This is a genomic window from Clostridium neonatale (assembly GCF_900465025.1).
GTDB lineage: Bacteria > Bacillota > Clostridia > Clostridiales > Clostridiaceae > Clostridium > Clostridium neonatale.
Genome location: NZ_UICR01000002.1, coordinates 1,507,725 through 1,525,454 on the forward strand (window position 1 = coordinate 1,507,725; position 17,730 = coordinate 1,525,454).

At 28.8% G+C, this 17,730-nt stretch carries 13 protein-coding genes and 1 other annotated feature; of the genes, 3 read left to right on the forward strand and 10 right to left on the reverse strand.

What is annotated here, in order from left to right; genetic code table 11:
• Positions 1-26: 26 nt before the first annotated feature.
• From CNEONATNEC86_RS18360 to CNEONATNEC86_RS18390, 7 genes are all read right to left on the reverse strand, one after another.
• Complete coding sequence (locus tag CNEONATNEC86_RS18360) at positions 27-1,607, reverse strand: ABC transporter permease/substrate-binding protein (protein ID WP_230132371.1); 1,581 nt, start codon at positions 1,605-1,607, stop codon at positions 27-29.
• Complete coding sequence (locus tag CNEONATNEC86_RS18365; RefSeq protein WP_159116945.1) at positions 1,600-2,745, reverse strand: ABC transporter ATP-binding protein; 1,146 nt, start codon at positions 2,743-2,745, stop codon at positions 1,600-1,602. The genes CNEONATNEC86_RS18360 and CNEONATNEC86_RS18365 overlap by 8 nt, the downstream gene beginning before the upstream one ends.
• Positions 2,746-2,917: 172 nt before the next feature.
• Complete coding sequence (locus CNEONATNEC86_RS18370) at positions 2,918-4,972, reverse strand: YcdB/YcdC domain-containing protein (protein ID WP_159136556.1); 2,055 nt, start codon at positions 4,970-4,972, stop codon at positions 2,918-2,920.
• Positions 4,973-5,180: 208 nt separating this feature from the next.
• Positions 5,181-6,518, reverse strand: a complete 1,338-nt coding sequence (locus CNEONATNEC86_RS18375; protein WP_159136557.1) for an MATE family efflux transporter — start codon at positions 6,516-6,518, stop codon at positions 5,181-5,183.
• Positions 6,519-6,682: 164 nt separating this feature from the next.
• Complete coding sequence (locus CNEONATNEC86_RS18380) at positions 6,683-8,461, reverse strand: methyl-accepting chemotaxis protein (protein WP_159116889.1); 1,779 nt, start codon at positions 8,459-8,461, stop codon at positions 6,683-6,685.
• A 339-nt stretch (positions 8,462-8,800) separates the two neighbouring features.
• A complete protein-coding gene (chbG, locus tag CNEONATNEC86_RS18385; RefSeq protein ID WP_159136558.1) occupies positions 8,801-9,538 on the reverse strand; it encodes a chitin disaccharide deacetylase in 738 nt (245 codons plus the stop codon).
• 173 nt (positions 9,539-9,711) lie between these two features.
• Positions 9,712-10,806 (reverse strand): glycerol dehydrogenase, encoded by a 1,095-nt coding sequence (locus CNEONATNEC86_RS18390; RefSeq protein WP_159116890.1) that lies wholly within the window; start codon positions 10,804-10,806, stop codon positions 9,712-9,714.
• A gap of 617 nt (positions 10,807-11,423) precedes the next feature.
• Between CNEONATNEC86_RS18390 and CNEONATNEC86_RS18395 the strand changes: the two genes are divergently transcribed.
• Together CNEONATNEC86_RS18395 and leuS are read left to right on the forward strand one after the other, a co-directional pair.
• Positions 11,424-12,083: a hypothetical protein gene (locus CNEONATNEC86_RS18395; protein WP_159136559.1), complete on the forward strand. Its 660-nt coding sequence runs from the start codon at positions 11,424-11,426 to the stop codon at positions 12,081-12,083.
• Between the two features lie 122 nt (positions 12,084-12,205).
• Positions 12,206-12,419, forward strand: a binding site (T-box leader).
• A 259-nt stretch (positions 12,420-12,678) separates the two neighbouring features.
• Positions 12,679-15,129: a leucine--tRNA ligase gene (leuS, locus tag CNEONATNEC86_RS18400; RefSeq protein WP_159136560.1), complete on the forward strand. Its 2,451-nt coding sequence runs from the start codon at positions 12,679-12,681 to the stop codon at positions 15,127-15,129.
• A gap of 20 nt (positions 15,130-15,149) precedes the next feature.
• On the opposite strand, the gene dcd is transcribed toward leuS, so the two are convergent.
• Together dcd and CNEONATNEC86_RS18410 are read right to left on the reverse strand one after the other, a co-directional pair.
• On the reverse strand, positions 15,150-15,671 hold the full coding sequence (gene dcd / locus CNEONATNEC86_RS18405; protein WP_058296606.1) for a dCTP deaminase: 522 nt from the start codon (positions 15,669-15,671) through the stop codon (positions 15,150-15,152).
• Positions 15,672-15,727: 56 nt separating this feature from the next.
• A complete protein-coding gene (locus CNEONATNEC86_RS18410; RefSeq protein ID WP_058296607.1) occupies positions 15,728-16,474 on the reverse strand; it encodes a polyamine aminopropyltransferase in 747 nt (248 codons plus the stop codon).
• Between the two features lie 126 nt (positions 16,475-16,600).
• Here CNEONATNEC86_RS18410 and CNEONATNEC86_RS18415 point away from each other — a divergent pair, with 126 nt between their 5' ends.
• Positions 16,601-16,930: a HesB-like protein gene (locus CNEONATNEC86_RS18415; RefSeq protein WP_058296608.1), complete on the forward strand. Its 330-nt coding sequence runs from the start codon at positions 16,601-16,603 to the stop codon at positions 16,928-16,930.
• A 114-nt stretch (positions 16,931-17,044) separates the two neighbouring features.
• On the opposite strand, the gene CNEONATNEC86_RS18420 is transcribed toward CNEONATNEC86_RS18415, so the two are convergent.
• Entirely contained in the window at positions 17,045-17,719 is a 675-nt protein-coding gene (locus CNEONATNEC86_RS18420; RefSeq protein WP_058296609.1) for a hypothetical protein, read from the reverse strand.
• Positions 17,720-17,730: the final 11 nt, after the last annotated feature.

Consider the following 17,730-nt stretch of genomic DNA (forward strand, 5'->3'; position numbering starts at 1 on the left):
TCAAATTATACTATGCCTTTTTCTTATTATTTGAGTAATCCTTTTTCTAAAAGAAAGTCATGCGCTACATCTTTAGCATCCATACCATCAATATCCACTTTACCATTTAAAGTAGCCATTGTTTCTTCATCAAGAAGTCCATCCATCTTAGCTAAAACTGATTCTAATTCTGGATGCTTATCTAATACTTCTTGGCTTACGAAATTTACTGCATAATATGGTGGGAAAAATTTAACATCATCTTCTAATGGTACAAGACCTAGCTTTGGTAAAAGTGCATCTGTTGAGAATGCATCTACAACATCTACTTCACCAGAATCTATTGCTTCGTAACGAATTGCTGCATCCAATCCACTTACACTTTTAAACTTACTATTAAAAGTCTTTTCAAGTAATGGAAGACAGTCTTCTCTTTGTACAAATTCAACTGTACATCCAAGTTTAAGCTGATCTGAAACTTTCATAAGGTCAGATAATGTTTTTAAATTATATTTTTCGGCAAGCTCCGGCTTTACACTCATTACATAAGTATTGTTAAATCCTAATGGTTCAGATACATGTATGTTATGTCTTTCCATCATTAAATCTTTAACCTTATTATAAACTGTATCTGGATCATTTTCTATTGGTTCATGAAGCATATCTGAAAGTGCTGTACCAGTATACTCAACAAACATATCAATACTGTCATTATTTAATGCATCAAAACAGAAACTTCCACCATTTAAATTAAATTTTTGATCGACTTTAAGGTCTGTATTGCTTTCAATTAAATCTGTATACATATATCCAAGAATAATAACTTCAGTAAAATTACTTGTGCCAATAACTATTTTATCATCATTTGAGCTAGCAAAAGTTGCACTTAAACTAGAGAATCCAGGAACTAATATAAGCACTGCACATAAAGCAAATACAACTGCTCTTTCTCTTAATTTAGCTTTTTTAGAAACGTTCTTTATTTTTTCAGCTGGTTGTAATCCTTCTGAAGTAATAGCATGTTCTAATCTTGCAAGTATGAAATCAATAGCTAAAGCAAGAATTGATGCAGGTATAGCACCTAATAAAACAAGTCCAGGATTTCTTGAATTTAATCCTAAGTTTATAAACCATCCAAGACCACCAGCCCCTGCAAAAGCTGCAATAGTCATTGTTCCAACTGCTGCTACTGCTGATATACGAATACCTGCCATAATAAATGGCATAGCAATTGGCATTTCTATCTTAAATAATCTCTGCCATTTAGTTAATCCAAGCCCCTTTGCAACTTCAACAGTTTTTGAATCTATGCTTACTATACCTGTATATGTATTCTTTATTATAGGCAATAGTGCATATACAATAACCATTAAAATGGCTGGTTTACTTCCAATTCCTACAAAAGGAACAGCAAATGCTAAAAGTGCTATACAAGGAATAGACTGCATTACATTAGCGATTCCTATAACAATTTGTGATGCTAGTTTGTTTCTTGTAATTAATATAGCAACTGGCACTCCTATAAGAAGTGATATAAAAACTGCTATTGTTGTCATATTCAAATGTTGAATGAATAATTGTAAAAGCTCACTTTTCTTATCCATAAAAAGATTTATAAAATTAAGCAATTATACCACTCTCCTCTACTCTAGAACCATATGGTGCAAATTGTCTGCTTAGTGATGCCAATAGAGCACCTTTTGTTAAATAACCTTGTACATAATTTGAATGGTCAATTACAGGAATAATTCCAGACATATTATAATCAAATGTTGTTATTATCTTTCTTAAATTTGTATCTGTAAATGCATATGGGTATTCTTTCGAAATATATTCTTCAATTGCTCCTGTGTAGTTTTCTTTATCAATTATATCCTCAAGATATAAAACTCCAAGTAATTTACTTTCTTCTGTTACAAGAATACTTTCAATATTATGGTTACCCATAATCTGAATAGCTTGTACCACAGTTCTTTCTTTTGAAATTTCATATGGTTTTTTAAGCATTATATCTTCAGCTTTAACAAACTCTGGATTACTCCATAATTTATTTTTTCCTACAAAGTCTTCAACATAACTGTTAGCTGGATGTTTTAAAATATTTTCAGGTGTATCACATTGAATTACAGTTCCCTCTTGAATTATGCATATTCTATTAGCAAGCTTTATAGCTTCATCCATATCGTGTGTAACAAATATTATTGTTTTATTGAAACGTTTCTGTAACTTAAACACTTCATCTTGAAGTTCATTTCTTGTTACAGGATCTAAAGCTGAGAAAGGTTCATCCATTAATATAATATCTGGATCTGCTGCAAATGCACGTGCAACTCCAACTCTTTGCCTTTGTCCACCACTCAATTGAGATGGATACAAGTTGCCATAAACCTCTGGCTCTAGATCTACCATTTGTAACATTTCATCAACTCTTTTGGATATTTTACCCTCAGATTCATTAATTATATTTAATGTAAGCGCAATATTATCTGCAATTGTAAGATGCGGGAATAAACCACCTTCTTGAACAACATATCCAATTTTCTTTGGCAAATCAGAAGGATTTAAATTAGCAACAGATTCCCCATTAATTATAATATCTCCACTATCTATATTATGTAATTTGTTTATACTTTTTAATAATGTAGTTTTCCCACATCCACTTGAACCAATAACAACAAAAAATTCTCCAGTTTGTATTTCAAGACTTATATTTTCTAGTACTTTTTTATTTTTAAAGGATTTTGATACATTCTTTAACTCTATCATCTCTTTCATTCCCTTCTAGAAAACTTATATTTTAATTTTAACTTATCCTTTTAAATTAGGTTCATTTTTTGAACACCTTTATATTATCAGTGTTCATTGTTCATTACAATATGTTCAGATAAAATTTTTTAAAAAAGAAAGATCAATATATGTTATTGATCTTTCTCCATTATTACTTTTCAATTTTTAACAAATTATAAATAACTTGTGCTGTTTGCCCATTAGTCATATTACCTTTTTCATTAAAGTTTCCATTGCTATCACCTTTTATAATATCTAATCCATAACATATTGCTGCATATCCCTTGTAATCATTACTTACATTATCTTTGAAAGGATTTACAAATATCTGTGAGTTTTTAGCTATTGGCTCATAATTTAAGTATCTTACAACGTATTTTGCAACTTCACCATTAGTCAAAATATGATCAGGTGATTTTTCTTCAGATTTAATTATTTTATTTCCTATAAGCATCTCATACAATTCATCTTCATCATAATAACTCATATCTGGTGTATATAAATATTTAAAGAAGTTTGCTTGAGTAATATAACTGTCTGGATTGAATTTATCACCTTCAAGATAATATCCATTATTCGACAGTTCTTTTATTACATTTTCATAAGCATGTCCTGTTATATCTGTATATGTTGGCAGATTATTTTCTTTATACTTCTTTCCATCATAACCTATACGTACTCCTGTCGTTGGATCTAAAAGATATTGTTCTTGTAAATTGCTAAAATTATAGATTAATGATACTTTATCTTTATCAATTTTTTCATATTGAAGGTCAAATCCAATATCATCACTTATCTTATCAAACACTATATCTTTTGATATTACATTATTAAGACTTGGAAAAGTTATATTTGTAAACCATTGATTTTCATAATTTATTATTTTTCCTGTAGTTTTATCTATTGATATAGATAGATAATTATTTGTATATTCATATCCATTCACCATACGAACATATTTAAATGTATAATAATTACCTTCAGCATTTTCTTCTTCTGGAATATATTTTACTTTTTTATACTTTTCAGCAGCTACCTTCTTCAAAAAACTATCACATTTATTTTTAGCCTCTGAATAAGAGATGTTATTTTTTACTTCTTCATTGTTATCATAAAAATAAAAGGAAAGTAATTCTCCTGTCTTAGCATCCACGCTTCCATTTCCATTTTCAAAAGAAATATTCCAGATATATTTATTATCAACGTAATCACTCTTTTCCAATGATGCGTTGTTTACTTTATCATTGGTTTTTAATGAATCAAAATTGTCTTTAATAACTTTCTCAGCGTTTTCTTTAGATATTAATTGTGCTGTCTTTTGAATTTCATTGATTTCCTCTTTAGTTAAAGTACTTTCCTTACCATCTGAAACTGCAGCATCTTCTGTCATTAATTTAGATGAATTATTTAAGCCTCTATTTAAAATATTATCTGAATAAATATTTACTACTTCTGATGTCTTGGCATCAATCCCTTGAAGTTTATCTTGTTTTATTGAGTAAGCTGGAAAAACATTCAACTTTTTATTTTTATAATCATATCTAGAATAATACTTTAAATCTATTCCTATTTTCTCTAAATAAGCTTTCTTAGCTGCTTCTTTATTTATTATTGAATCTTTAGATGAAAATATATAATCTTTAACATCGTTGTTATTTCTTATAAGCGATGTTACTTCCCCATTATATTTATTTATACTTAAATCAATAGTATTAAATGAAACTGGAATATTATTTACAAATTGACCAAATTTAAACTCATAATCACTACTTTGAGACAAATTTGATCTATCATCAATAATTTTTATTGAACCTTCTTTAAACTTTACTGACTTTTGCATGAATTTTTCCGCAATAGCTTTTGCGTCTTCTTTTGATATCTTAGCTAGTCCACTTGAATCATTATTAGAATCAAATTTATGATATTCAAGTATATTCCCATTATCATCAACTTGTATCGATATACTTTCTCCATCTTTGTTAGACCAATCTAAAGTATAAGCTCCACTAGACTCATTTTCTTCTGTATTTTCATTATAATAATAAGAAAAATCTGAATATTCCTCTGGAATAGTTATAATGTTTTTTGCACTAACAATTGCTTTTTCGAGATTACTTCCATCATTTTCTGATGCAAATGCGACTACAGAAGTAGATATTGTTATACACATTGCTAATATAAGACTTAATAATTGTTTTCTTTTCAATATAAAAACCGCCTTTCAAAAATTGATAGATATGATCTAATAAAAAAATAACCATGGTAATATTTATTATTTAAGAATATATTACCATGATATTGTATAAAAGGCACATCTTATATATTTCTTTAAGATTAATTTAATATTAGATCAATAGAAATAAAATAATTTGTTGCTATTGACATCAATCTAATTTCTATTCATGTTCTAAATATTATAATAATTTTTCATATTTTCTAAAAAGTATTAATGATACTATTGATGCAGCTATCTCAGAAATAGGGAATGAAACCCACACCCCATTTACACCTAAAACTCTTGATAATATTAGCGCTAATGGAATAATAATTATAAATTGACGTACTAAAGATATTATAAGAGATAATTTCCCATCACCTAATGCTTCAAAAGTTCCAGATAATATAACACTACCTGAGGAAATAATAAATCCTATACTAATAATTCTTAGAGCTGTACTCCCCATACTCATCATATTATCATGTGCATTGAACATCATTAAAACTTTTTCTGGGAAAAATACTGATATACATGTACCAATTATCATAATTATTGATGTTAGCATAATACTTATTTTTATAGTATTTAGTACTCTATCCCTTTGTTTCGCACCATAATTATAGCTTATAATTGGGCGCATTCCTTGTATTAGTCCATTTGTAGGCATATATACGAAAGTTTGAAGCTTATAATATATCCCAAGTACTGCAACTGATACATCTGATATGCTTGCAAGAATCCCATTTAAAACGCTAATTAATATTGATGGCATTGAAAGCATGATGGATGAAGGTAATCCTACAGCATAAAGCTTTCTCACAGTACTTTTATCAAATCTAAAATTTTTAAAGTTCATTTTTATATCATAATTCTTCTTTCTAAATATAAAGATATATATTATAAATACAGTTATTTGCCCAGTTATGGTAGAAATAGCTGATCCTAAAACTCCAAGTGATGGAAAACCAAATTTTCCGAAAATCATTATCGGACAAAGAATTATATTTATAATGCATCCTAGTGCCTGCATCATCATTGGAATTATCATATTGCCTACTGCTTGAAACATTTTTTCCATAGAAAGCTGAAATAATAATCCAAATGAAAAACATATTACAACTGTTGCATATTGGTGGCCATATCTTAGTATTTCTTCATCATTAGTAAATATTCTTAAAAATGGATCTACCAAAAATAACCCTGCTACAACAAAAATCAATACATGAATCAATGTAAGTACCATTCCATGTGTTGCTGCTTTATTTACATCTTCATTGTTCATAGCCCCAAGGCTTCTAGCCATGCATGAATTTATTCCAACTCCAAAACCAATAGCTACAGCTGAAACTATATTCTGAAGTGGAAACACAAGTGAGACAGCTGTTAGTGCATTTTCACTTATTTGGGATACAAATATACTATCAACAATATTATACATAGACTGAATTAGCATAGATATCATAGTTGGTACAGACATAGAAATTAGTAGTGGAAATATAGGCTTTACTTTCATTGGATTTTCAATTTTATTCATTATAAGTCTCCTCTCCAAACTGCTATTATATTTCTGAACAAACAAAAAAAGCTATAAATTCTTCTGTTTATATCAGAAACAGAAAAATTTATAGCCTTAGGCAGTCATTATTATTTTTTTATAGTATATCAAAACTATTTAAATTAATCAACTTTTTAGAAAATCTAAATTATGAACTTATCCATCTCATTTTTTATTATATTTGAGTATTCTATTGATTCTCTTACATTAGATAATACTAATTCTGACTTATCATGAATATCTGTTGATTTTTGTGCAATATCTGTTGTGCCTTGTGCACCTTCACTTGCTGTTTTAGCGACTTCATCAATTGCAGACAAAACATTATCTAGCGATGCAGTTAACTCTTCTGCAGTAGCGCTAAAATCAGTAATTAGACTCTCTACAAAAGTTGCATCATTTTCATATTCATTTGCTATTATTATAAATTTGTCATAATCTTTAGTTACATCTTCTTTAACAAAATTTAATAGCATATTAGAATTATCTGATAGTGAAGTTACAGCATCTGTAACTTCTTTAGTTACTATTTGAATATTTTCAACTGCCTCCTTAGATTGCTCTGCTAATTTTCTAATTTCTTCTGCTACAACCGAAAATCCCTTTCCTGCCTCTCCTGCTCTAGCGGCTTCTATAGCTGCATTTAATGCTAATAAATTTGTTTGCTCTGTTATACTTAAAATCACATCTGCTAATACTTTAATCTTATCCACTACTTTTGCACTCTTAAGAGCTTCTTCTAATTTATACTGTATTTCATTACCTAATTTATCAGCTCTTGATTTAGATTCAGTTGCTTTTTTCTTTGTAGTCTTTGCACGTTTTGTTATCTCAATAGCCTGTGTTGCTCCTTCTTCTGATTTCTTTGCTATAGAAGCTGATGCTGCATTTATTTCATGTGTTGATGCAGACATCTCTTCTGATGATGCTGCACATTCTTCCATTCCTGCCGCTAGTTCTTCTGTTACTGCTGAGACACTTTCTATATCTTCATTTAATACACTAATATTTTCACCTATCTTTTCTGCCATTGCATTATTTCCATTTGCAGCATTTTTAGCTTCATATATCAAATTTCTAATTGCACTATGCATATTTTCAAGGGATTTAGCTATTATTCCAAAATCATCTTTTCTATTTAAAAGCTTCTCTGGTATTTCTTCTTTAAAATTTCCAGTAGCCATGATTTCCAAGCTTTTAATTATAGATTTAAATCCATTTAAAATCTCTTTACTTATTATGATGGTAAGCACAATTGATGCTAAAATAGCTACAACTACTATAATGAAAAATTTACCAATATTATCTGTTACTATGTCATTTAGTTCTTTTTTATTTTCATTCACACTTTTGTCTATATCATCTGTATAATTTCCTGTTCCTATAACCCATTTAAATGGTTCAAATGCTTGGCTATAAGATCTTTTAGGTGATGCTTTTGTTTCACCTTCCTTTGGAAAATAATAATCTGTATACCCTCCTCCATTCTTTCCATTTTTTATTATATCTGCAACCATCTTATATCCGTTAGCATCTTCAGTGTTAATTCTATTGGTTCCTTCTGTATCACTCCCTAAAAGAACAACGTTATCTCCCTCATATGTATCAATCCAAAAGTATCCATTTTCACCATATCTCATTTCTCTAACTAAATCAGCCGCTAAAAGTTTTGCTTCATCTTCTGTGTATTCCCCATTTTGATAGTCCTTATAAATTTCATTTATAACGCTAATAGCAGCACCGACTTGATTTTTAATTTCATCATCATAATCACTTCTCATAGCTTTTTCTAATGAATTCAAAGAGTCAGTACTTAATTTTCTTTCTTGATATATACCTACAATGGATGTTATAAGTATACCTACTACTAATAATGATGCCATTCCTATAATCTTTGTTTTGATTTTAAAATTTTGTAGCATATAATCTCCCCCTTAAAAAGCAATTTTGATAACGTTTTCTCGATTTTATTATATACTTTTTTATTATATATTTCAAATTTATTAAATTTTGGTAAAATAACAATATAGGACCAATGCTTCATATTTACTTAATTCTACTTATTTTAATAATATTTTACAATATATTCTTTTAAAAAATATATTGGTTATATAATACCCCCAATTCCATACAAGATATTATTCTAAAATAAAAGATTGAGATTTACTGAATTTCTATATTCTTAGCAAACCTCAATCTTATATTAATTTTAATATTCTATTTTAACAAATTTCCTTCTATTATTAAGCTAAATGATGTATTTATATATTAGCATAATTTATTAATTTTATTTTATTATCTTTTATATATTCTTTTATTTCTCCACTTGTTAATGTTGATAACTCTTTAGTTCTTTCTAGCAAATAAGAGCTTGAATTTAATATTTTTTCATCTAAATATGCTGGATGACACATTATCTCTAAAAATTCTGTATCTTTGTTCTTAATTAATAAATTTATAAAATTTTTAGATTCTATATTTTCTTTACCATAAAACTCTTCTGTAAATATCATTCCTTTATTTAATTTTTTTAATTTCTCTATACTCTTATCATTTACTTTTCTTATTGGCAAGTTATATTTTTTTGAAAACTCCATAACTACTTCAAATACCATAGGTTCCTTGTGTACATGATGATGGCTATCAATATGGGTTGGTTTTATTCCAAATGAAAGAAATTTTTCAAATTGAGCATTAAACTCTTTTCTTATATCCTCAATTTTAGCTGTCTTCATTATTAAACTATTACTTTTGAAATTCCCATTCTCATCTACTAAGGATTGTACATCTTTTGATAATGGCTTTCCTGCAGTTAATACAAAATGTATGCCTACTCCAAGATCATTATAATTCTTGGATAAGTTTGCAGCATATTCTGCATCTTCCATGTTACACATAAGAGTAGTTGATTTAACAATACCATTTTTGTGTGCTTCTAATATTCCAAGTGTTACAGCTTTTGATATTCCGAAATCATCTGCATTTACTATTAATTTCATTATACTATCCTCCATATGTCATACATCTAAAATAGACTTTTCATTAATAAATTAAAGCAACATCTTACTATATTGTAAAACAACTGTAACGTTACACATTAATTTGCATAACGTTACTATACTTGTTCATAATGATATAATTATTATTTTCTTTAATAATTATTTAATATAGACTATTCTACATAATCCTTTCCAATAGAATTAGCTGTTAAAATTGCTGCATATACATCCTTTGCAGATACATGAAATGGCATATTATGAATTGACTCTCCTTCTGCAGTAGCAGCTTTAGCAACTTCCATAATTTCTTCTTCTTTTATTTCTGTAATTCCAAGTTGTTTTAATGTTACTGGAAGTCCCACTCTACAACAGAAATCTATAACCTCTGCAATTTCTTCTTCAGGTGCATCTTCTAGTACAAGTTGTACTAATGTACCAAATGCAACTTTTTCTCCATGATACATATGGTGACACTGTGGAAGAACTGTAAATCCATTATGAATTGCATGTGCTCCTGCAAGTCCACCACTTTCAAATCCAATTCCACTTAATAATGTATTAGCTTCTATTACTTTTTCTACTGCCTTTGTGCATACATTATTTTCTACAGCTTTAATAGCCAGCTCACCTTCTGTTATTAAAGTATCATAGCAAAGTTCTGCTAGTGCCATAGCTGCAAGAGTTGGTGTTCCAAATGCACAAGTTTGAGAACCTGATGCATTGCAAGCTCTTGCTTCAAAATATGTTGCAAGTGCATCTCCCATACCAGATGCCAAAAGTCTTGTTGGTGCTTGTGCAATAATATCAGTATCTACTAATACTAGATTTGGATTTTGCTTTAAGAATAAATATTTTTCAAACACACCATCCTCTGTATAAATAACTGATAAAGCACTACAAGGAGCATCAGTTGATGCTATTGTCGGAACTATAACAACCGGCATATTCTTACAATAACCTACACTTTTTGTAGTGTCTAGAATCTTTCCACCTCCAACACCAATTATAACGTCTATATTATTATTGTTGCATACCTCCATTATACGGTTAATCTCTGTAGTACAACATTCACCGTTAAACTTTTCATATATTATACTGCATTCGTTTTCAGAAAAGCTTTTATCAATTGTATCTTTTACTCTCTTGAATCCTCCTTCTGTTAAAAGACATAATGCGTTCTTTCCTAATTCTGAAACATACTTTGATAAATTTGCAAGCTCTCCACTTGCTTGTACATATTTATTTGGTGCAATAATTATTTTAGCCATACCTATTCCTCCTTAATAAATATTTTATCTCTCAACTTTATTGTAACTAATACAAATTTAATATCAAGTTAAAATTTGAATTTTCTGAATATTTTATTTAAATGCATTCTTTAACGGTATTTTGGCTGAATTTCTACAATATGATCCTTATATTTCTCAATTCATTTGAAACATAAATATACTTTTGTTTTGAAATTCACATTGCAGTATATCTTGCTCTTCTTATTATATAAAATAACTTTAATGAATAATCCACAATATTTTTATTAAAATCCCAATTGCAGCATAGCTGCTCTTTGGCATATAATGCTTGGTGAGGCACGAGCCTAGCCGTATAGCCCATCTTCATCTACTGATGAAGATGTTTCCTTAAGCAGAGAGCCCAAATCTTGCATTTGGTACGAATCAATTACACCTACAAATGCATATGAGCAGGCGTTCCATTTAAAATAATCTATTATAAATACATATAAAATTAAGCATAAGATCCGAATTGCAGCATAGCTGCTCTTTTTATAGGTGTATATCTTTTCCCTCCACAATTTGTTATAATTAGTAGCGAATTAATTTATTTTTGATAAAATTGGCAATAATTAAAATAAAAACGAGGTGTTCTTATGAAAACTAATTATAAAAATACAGAAAACAAGTTTGAGGTTAAAGATAACATTACATTAATGACAGTATTAAAAAAGAATGGTTCTGAGATTACAGCTAAAATAGATACTACAGATTTAGATAAAGTTAAAAATGCTGGCGTTTGGTTTGCAGAATGGAATAAAGATTCTAACAGCTATACAATTCAAAATATCAGTACAACTGCTATGAACAAAAAATCTAAGCCATTAAAACAAAGCTTACAAAACTTTGTTATGGATGCAAATTCCAATACCCCAATAATACATATCAATAAAGATACATTAGATAACAGAAAATCTAATTTAACTTTGTTTGATAGAAAAGAAAAGAATGAAATTGAAAAATTAGATAATAATACAATAGCTATTCTTTTAAAAGATAGGAATGGTAATGTAACTTCAAAAGCTTTAATTTCTGCTGAAGATTTAAATAATGTTGTAACAAACGAATATACTTGGGTTAATCACAAAGTAAAAGGCGAACCTTGTGTTATCGCAAATACTCCAAATGGAAGAATTCATTTAGACACAGTAATTATGGGTACTTCAGAAGGTGAAAAAATACATCATATAAATTTAAATCCATTAGATAATAGACGAGAAAATTTAGAAATTAAAAGTGATCCTATTGAGTTTTAAAATACATCTAAATTAAAATTTTAGATATATTTTTATAAAATCAATATTCCTTTACGATTTTAATGGTTTTTAAAGATATATTGATTTTTTACAAATTTTAATATATAATAGTTCTAAAATTGTATATGGCGTTGATTAGAAGTAGTAATAATTATTATATCTTAAGAGAACTATTGGATGGTGTAAAATAGTGTTATATGATTATGAACTTGTCTATGAGCTTACTTGTTAGAAGCAGGTACGGGTAATCCCGTTATAATGTCGAGTGAAAAGATTTAGTTTATCTATTTCTTTTAATAAGAGTGGTACCACGGAAATTACGCTTTCGTCTCTTAAATTTAAGAGATGAAAGCTTTTTTATTATATTTAAGAATAAATTCATTACAATTGACAATTAACAATGACGGATTAAATAGCTAAAACTATTTATGGATTCTATATATTGCATATAACTTTCCTTAGGAAAGTTAATCACTTATAGTAATTTTCATAAAAAATCACTATATAAAATTCAAAAGAAATTACGAAGTAATTTCCTCCTCAATTGTGAATTGTGAATTGTGAATTATAAATTGATAAAATTTGGAGGTTTAAAATGTCAAATTACAGTACTAAAATCGATGAAAAATGGCAAAAGATTTGGGAAGAAAACGAAACATATAAATTTGATGATACAAAGCTAGATAAAAAGCTTTATACTCTTGAAATGTTCTCTTATCCATCTGGAGCTCAATTACATGCTGGTCACTGGTTTAACTATGGACCAACAGATACTTGGGCAAGACTTAAAAGAATGCAAGGATATAATGTATTCCAACCAATGGGATTTGATGCCTTTGGTTTACCAGCAGAAAACTATGCTATAAAAACCGGTATACATCCTGAAGATTCTACTTTAAAGAACATTGAAACAATGGAAAAGCAATTAAAATCAATGGGTGCTATGTTTAACTGGGAAAATGAAGTTGTTACTTGTCTTCCTGATTATTACAAATGGACTCAATGGTTATTCTTAAAATTATATGAAAAAGGTTTAGCTTACAGAAAGAAAGCACCCGTTAATTGGTGTCCATCTTGTAACACAGTTTTAGCTAATGAACAAGTTGTTGAAGGTGAATGCGAAAGATGTGGAACTGAAGTTACAAAGAAAGATTTAACTCAATGGTTCTTCAAAATCACTGATTATGCTGATGAATTATTGGATAAATTAGGTAGCTTAGACTGGCCTGAAAAGACTAAATCAATGCAAAAACACTGGATTGGAAGATCTTACGGTGCACAAGTTACATTTAAGGTTAAAGATTCTGACTTACAATTTGATGTATTTACAACAAGAGTTGATACATTAAATGGTGTAACTTATGTTGTTTTAGCTCCAGAAAACAAATTAGTTGATGAACTTACAACTCCGGAAAACAAAGCTGCAGTTGAAGAATATAAAGAAGCAGCAGCTAAACAATCTGATATAGAAAGACAATCATCATCTAAAGAAAAGAGCGGTGTATTCACTGGTTCATACGCTATTAATCCTATAAATGGAAAAGTAGTTCCAATATGGATTGCTGACTATGTATTAGCTACATATGGTACTGGATGTGTTATGGCAGTTCCAGCTCATGATGAAAGAGACTTTGCATTTGCTACAAAGTTCAATTTACCTATAGAAAGAGTTATTACTGATAAAGTAGGAAATGAACCTGAACTTCCATTCTGTGAACATGGTATACTTGTTAACTCTGGAAAATTTGATGGTTTAACTACTGATGAAGCTAAAAAATCTATAGTTGCTGAGCTTGAAAAAGATAAACTTGGTGAAATGAAGGTTAACTTCAGATTAAGAGACTGGCTTGTATCAAGACAAAGATACTGGGGTGCCCCAATTCCAATCATCTACTGTGACGATTGTGGTATAGTTCCAGTTCCAGAAAAAGATTTACCAGTAAAACTTCCATATGATGTTGAATTTACTCCAGATGGTAAATCACCACTTAGTAAATGTGAAAGTTTCATAAACACTACTTGCCCATGTTGTGGTAAGCCAGCTAAAAGAGAAGCTGATACTTTAGATACATTTGTATGTTCATCTTGGTATTACTTAAGATATGCAGATAATAAAAATGAAGATGCACCTTTTGATCCAGAAAAAATCAATAAGATTTTACCAGTAGATAAATACGTTGGTGGTCCAGAACATGCATGCATGCACTTATTATATGCAAGATTCATAACTAAAGCATTAAGAGATATGGGATACTTAAACTTTGATGAACCATTCTTAAGCTTAACTCACCAAGGTTTAATATTAGGACCAGATGGACTTAAAATGAGTAAGTCAAAAGGAAATACTATTTCTCCTGATGATTACATTAAACAATATGGTGCTGATGTATTCAGAATGTACCTAATGTTTGGTTTTGGATATACTGAAGGCGGAGCTTGGAGTGATGATGGAATCAAATCTGTTGGTAAGTTTGTAGATAGAATTGAACGAACTTTAGAACTTTCTAGAGAAGTTATAAATTCATCTGAAAATACTAAGACTACAATAGATGCACCTGAAAAAGAATTAAACTTCTGGAGACATACTGCAATCAAAGGTGTAACTGAAGATGGTAACAAGATGCAATTTAATACTGCAATTGCAAGACTTATGGAACTTACAAATGCGCTTAACAAGTACCTTCAAGAAGGTGTTAAAAATCCAGCCTTCTTAAAAGAAACTGTTGTTGATTTCATCAAACTATTAGCATCATTTGCACCTCACTTTAGTGAAGAACAATGGAGCTTACTTGGATACAATACTACTGTATTTAATGAGAGATTACCAGAGTTCGATCCAAATGCATTAGTTAAAGATGAAGTTGAAATAGCTATTCAAATTAATGGTAAGATTAAAGCTAAAATAATGGTAGCTTCTAATTTAGATGAAGAAGGTATTAAAGCTGCTGCATTAGATAATGAAATAATAAGAGAAAATACTAATGGTAAAAACATTGTAAAAGTTATTGTTATTAAGGGAAGACTTGTTAATATAGTTGTAAAATAAAAAAGGGCATATGCCCTTTTTTATTTTTCAAAATCCTTATACATCAAGCTTGGCTGAACACCTGTATTATTTTGATATTTCCCACTATTATAAAGATCATATTCTCCATGAATATCATGATAATAAATCTGACATATATCAACATTAGGATATACTTTTATTGGCTGAACACAGAATATTTCAAGTGTCCAATATCCTGCAAATCCTATATCACCAAAACCTGCAGTTACATGTATAAATAACCCTAGCCTTCCTGTAGAAGATCTTCCTTCAAGCATAGGCACGAATTTCTCTGTTTTGGTAAACTCATTAGTTCTTCCTAAATATAATTTTCCTGGCTCTAATATCAATCCATCTTCTGGTATTATTATTTTTTTAGTTTCATTAGGTTTTTTCATATCTAATAAATTATCTTCATACACTAATAATTCATTATGTAGAGATAAATTATAACTATTAGGATTGATTTTCTTCTCATTAAATGGCTCTATTATTATATCTTTTCCAATGTTTTTTAATATTTCTTTTCCTGAAAGTATCACTATTTTTCCTCCTTTAAAATTGAAAAATTAATATTACTGTTACTAACTATATTAAATTATAATTCATTTAATATAGGTTTAAATTCCATAAGTATACTAGTGGCTAACTCATCATCTAATGGCTTATAACTTTTCATTAGTCCACACATATCCATTGACTCATATGCCTTTTTACTCATCTCAACCCATATCTCTGGGATAAAAATCCATAGCAAATCATCATATTTACAGCTTAATAAAAAATGTTCAACTCCCCAAAATGTGTATTCTTCAATCTCATGCAGAGCATTAAATTTTTTATAATCTTCAACTACTTTACTTGTTATCTCATATCCATATATATCTACAAAGAAAAAATCAAACTTTTCTCTTTCTGCTTTATATGCATCTTTATTAATTATTCTTATTTTAGGATTATCCTTAAAGTGTCTATTATATACGTCTATTATTTCCTCACTGATTTCATATACTATAATTTCATCTACTCTACTATTCTTAGCTATCTCTTGAACTGCATATCCAAGTCCGAGCCCAACTACACCAACTTTTCCTTTGGCAAATTTAATAGAATGATATGAACCTTGTATCTCTCTTGGGGATATCTCCATTATAAATTCGTTATCTTTAAAAAGCTTTATTCTAGTAAAAATTTCTTCTTGATTAATTTTGCACATATAGCCATCAGCTTCCTTAAAGCTGATTTCATCTTTGCATACAGAACATCCTTCTAATTTCAACTCATCTATTATGCTATTATATTTCTTCATCTCTTCTTGTATAAATTCATAATTATATGGCTTCATGTGTTTATTTCCCCTTTTTTAAATAGTTATTCCTCTAAGCTTACCTAACTGCTTTTTATTTTAAATCATATGTGTTATACTCTTAGTACGACAATAGTCAAATTTTTGAATAAAGTAGGTGTTAATATGAAAAATGTAACAATTAGTGAAGAAGCTTATAACGAATTCAAAGGTTTCTTAGAAGAAAATAGCATATCTGATTTCAACATTAGAATAAATTTTGCTGGTTTCGCTTGTAGCGGCCCTATCTTCAATATCTCTGTATCAAAAGCTACAGATGAAGATGATGTTGAAACAATAAATGATATATCATTCATATATGAGAAAAGCTTAATTGACCAATTTGGTGGATTTATCATCCTTTCAAGTGAAGAAAACGAAGGTAATGGCTTAAGCTTAAAACCTGTAATAGAACCAGAAGGTGGATGTGGCGGATCTTGTAGTGGATGTCACTAATTAAAAGAAAAAGAAGAAGAAGAAATTCTCTAATGAATTTCTTCTTCTTTATTTATATCCTTAAGAATAAATTCATATATTTAATAATGTTTTATTTATACAAAAATGTATTTCTTAAGTATTCAAATCATCCTCAACCATTTGAATCTTCCACTCTACATCAACATAATCATCACTTATTCCATATATACCTTCAAGTATATCTATCCAATAATGCTTTTTTATAACTTTTTTCTCTTTTTCAACTCCTGTACTTCCTTTAAGTATATCCTCATTAAATGTATTAAAATAATTATTTATTTTTTCGGCCATATTATACATAGCTTCAAAACAAGACTTATCTTCATTTACCAATATCAAATTACTTTGTTCATTTTTCATTTCATTATTCAATGTACATATAATATACTCTTTAATTTGTCCATGTATATCATTTTCAATAATTCTATTTGTATCAATTATTTTTGTAAAAATATTTAACTCATTTTGTGAATATGATGCGTATCTCTGCCATAATCCTATTATATCTCCAGCAATCACATCATAATTCTTATATAATTTTAATAGTTCTTCATTTTTTATCTTTCCATTCTTCAACGATTTAGAAAGTATCTCTAGATTTCCTTCATTTCTCTGCCTAATCTCTTCTATGTAATTATACGCCTGTTGTCCTAGCTTGTATTTATAAGAACTAACCTTATATGCTGAATAAACATTTAAAATTATACTTATTATAAGAATTGAGACTATGGCTACTGTATGATCTTTTTTATTAAACTTATTTTTCATAACAATAGTCC

What these genes read in the sequence shown, in the direction of transcription:
- CNEONATNEC86_RS18365 (WP_159116945.1), bottom strand. Translation starts at nt 2,745, where the DNA reads ATGATAGAGTTAAAGAATGTATCAAAATCCTTTAAAAATAAAAAAGTA.
- CNEONATNEC86_RS18375 (WP_159136557.1), bottom strand. Translation starts at nt 6,518, where the DNA reads ATGAATAAAATTGAAAATCCAATGAAAGTAAAGCCTATATTTCCACTA.
- CNEONATNEC86_RS18380 (WP_159116889.1), bottom strand. Translation starts at nt 8,461, where the DNA reads ATGCTACAAAATTTTAAAATCAAAACAAAGATTATAGGAATGGCATCA.
- chbG (WP_159136558.1), bottom strand. Translation starts at nt 9,538, where the DNA reads ATGAAATTAATAGTAAATGCAGATGATTTCGGAATATCAAAAGCTGTA.
- CNEONATNEC86_RS18390 (WP_159116890.1), bottom strand. Translation starts at nt 10,806, where the DNA reads ATGGCTAAAATAATTATTGCACCAAATAAATATGTACAAGCAAGTGGA.
- CNEONATNEC86_RS18395 (WP_159136559.1), top strand. Translation starts at nt 11,424, where the DNA reads ATGAAAACTAATTATAAAAATACAGAAAACAAGTTTGAGGTTAAAGAT.
- leuS (WP_159136560.1), top strand. Translation starts at nt 12,679, where the DNA reads ATGTCAAATTACAGTACTAAAATCGATGAAAAATGGCAAAAGATTTGG.
- CNEONATNEC86_RS18410 (WP_058296607.1), bottom strand. Translation starts at nt 16,474, where the DNA reads ATGAAGCCATATAATTATGAATTTATACAAGAAGAGATGAAGAAATAT.
- CNEONATNEC86_RS18415 (WP_058296608.1), top strand. Translation starts at nt 16,601, where the DNA reads ATGAAAAATGTAACAATTAGTGAAGAAGCTTATAACGAATTCAAAGGT.
- CNEONATNEC86_RS18420 (WP_058296609.1), bottom strand. Translation starts at nt 17,719, where the DNA reads ATGAAAAATAAGTTTAATAAAAAAGATCATACAGTAGCCATAGTCTCA.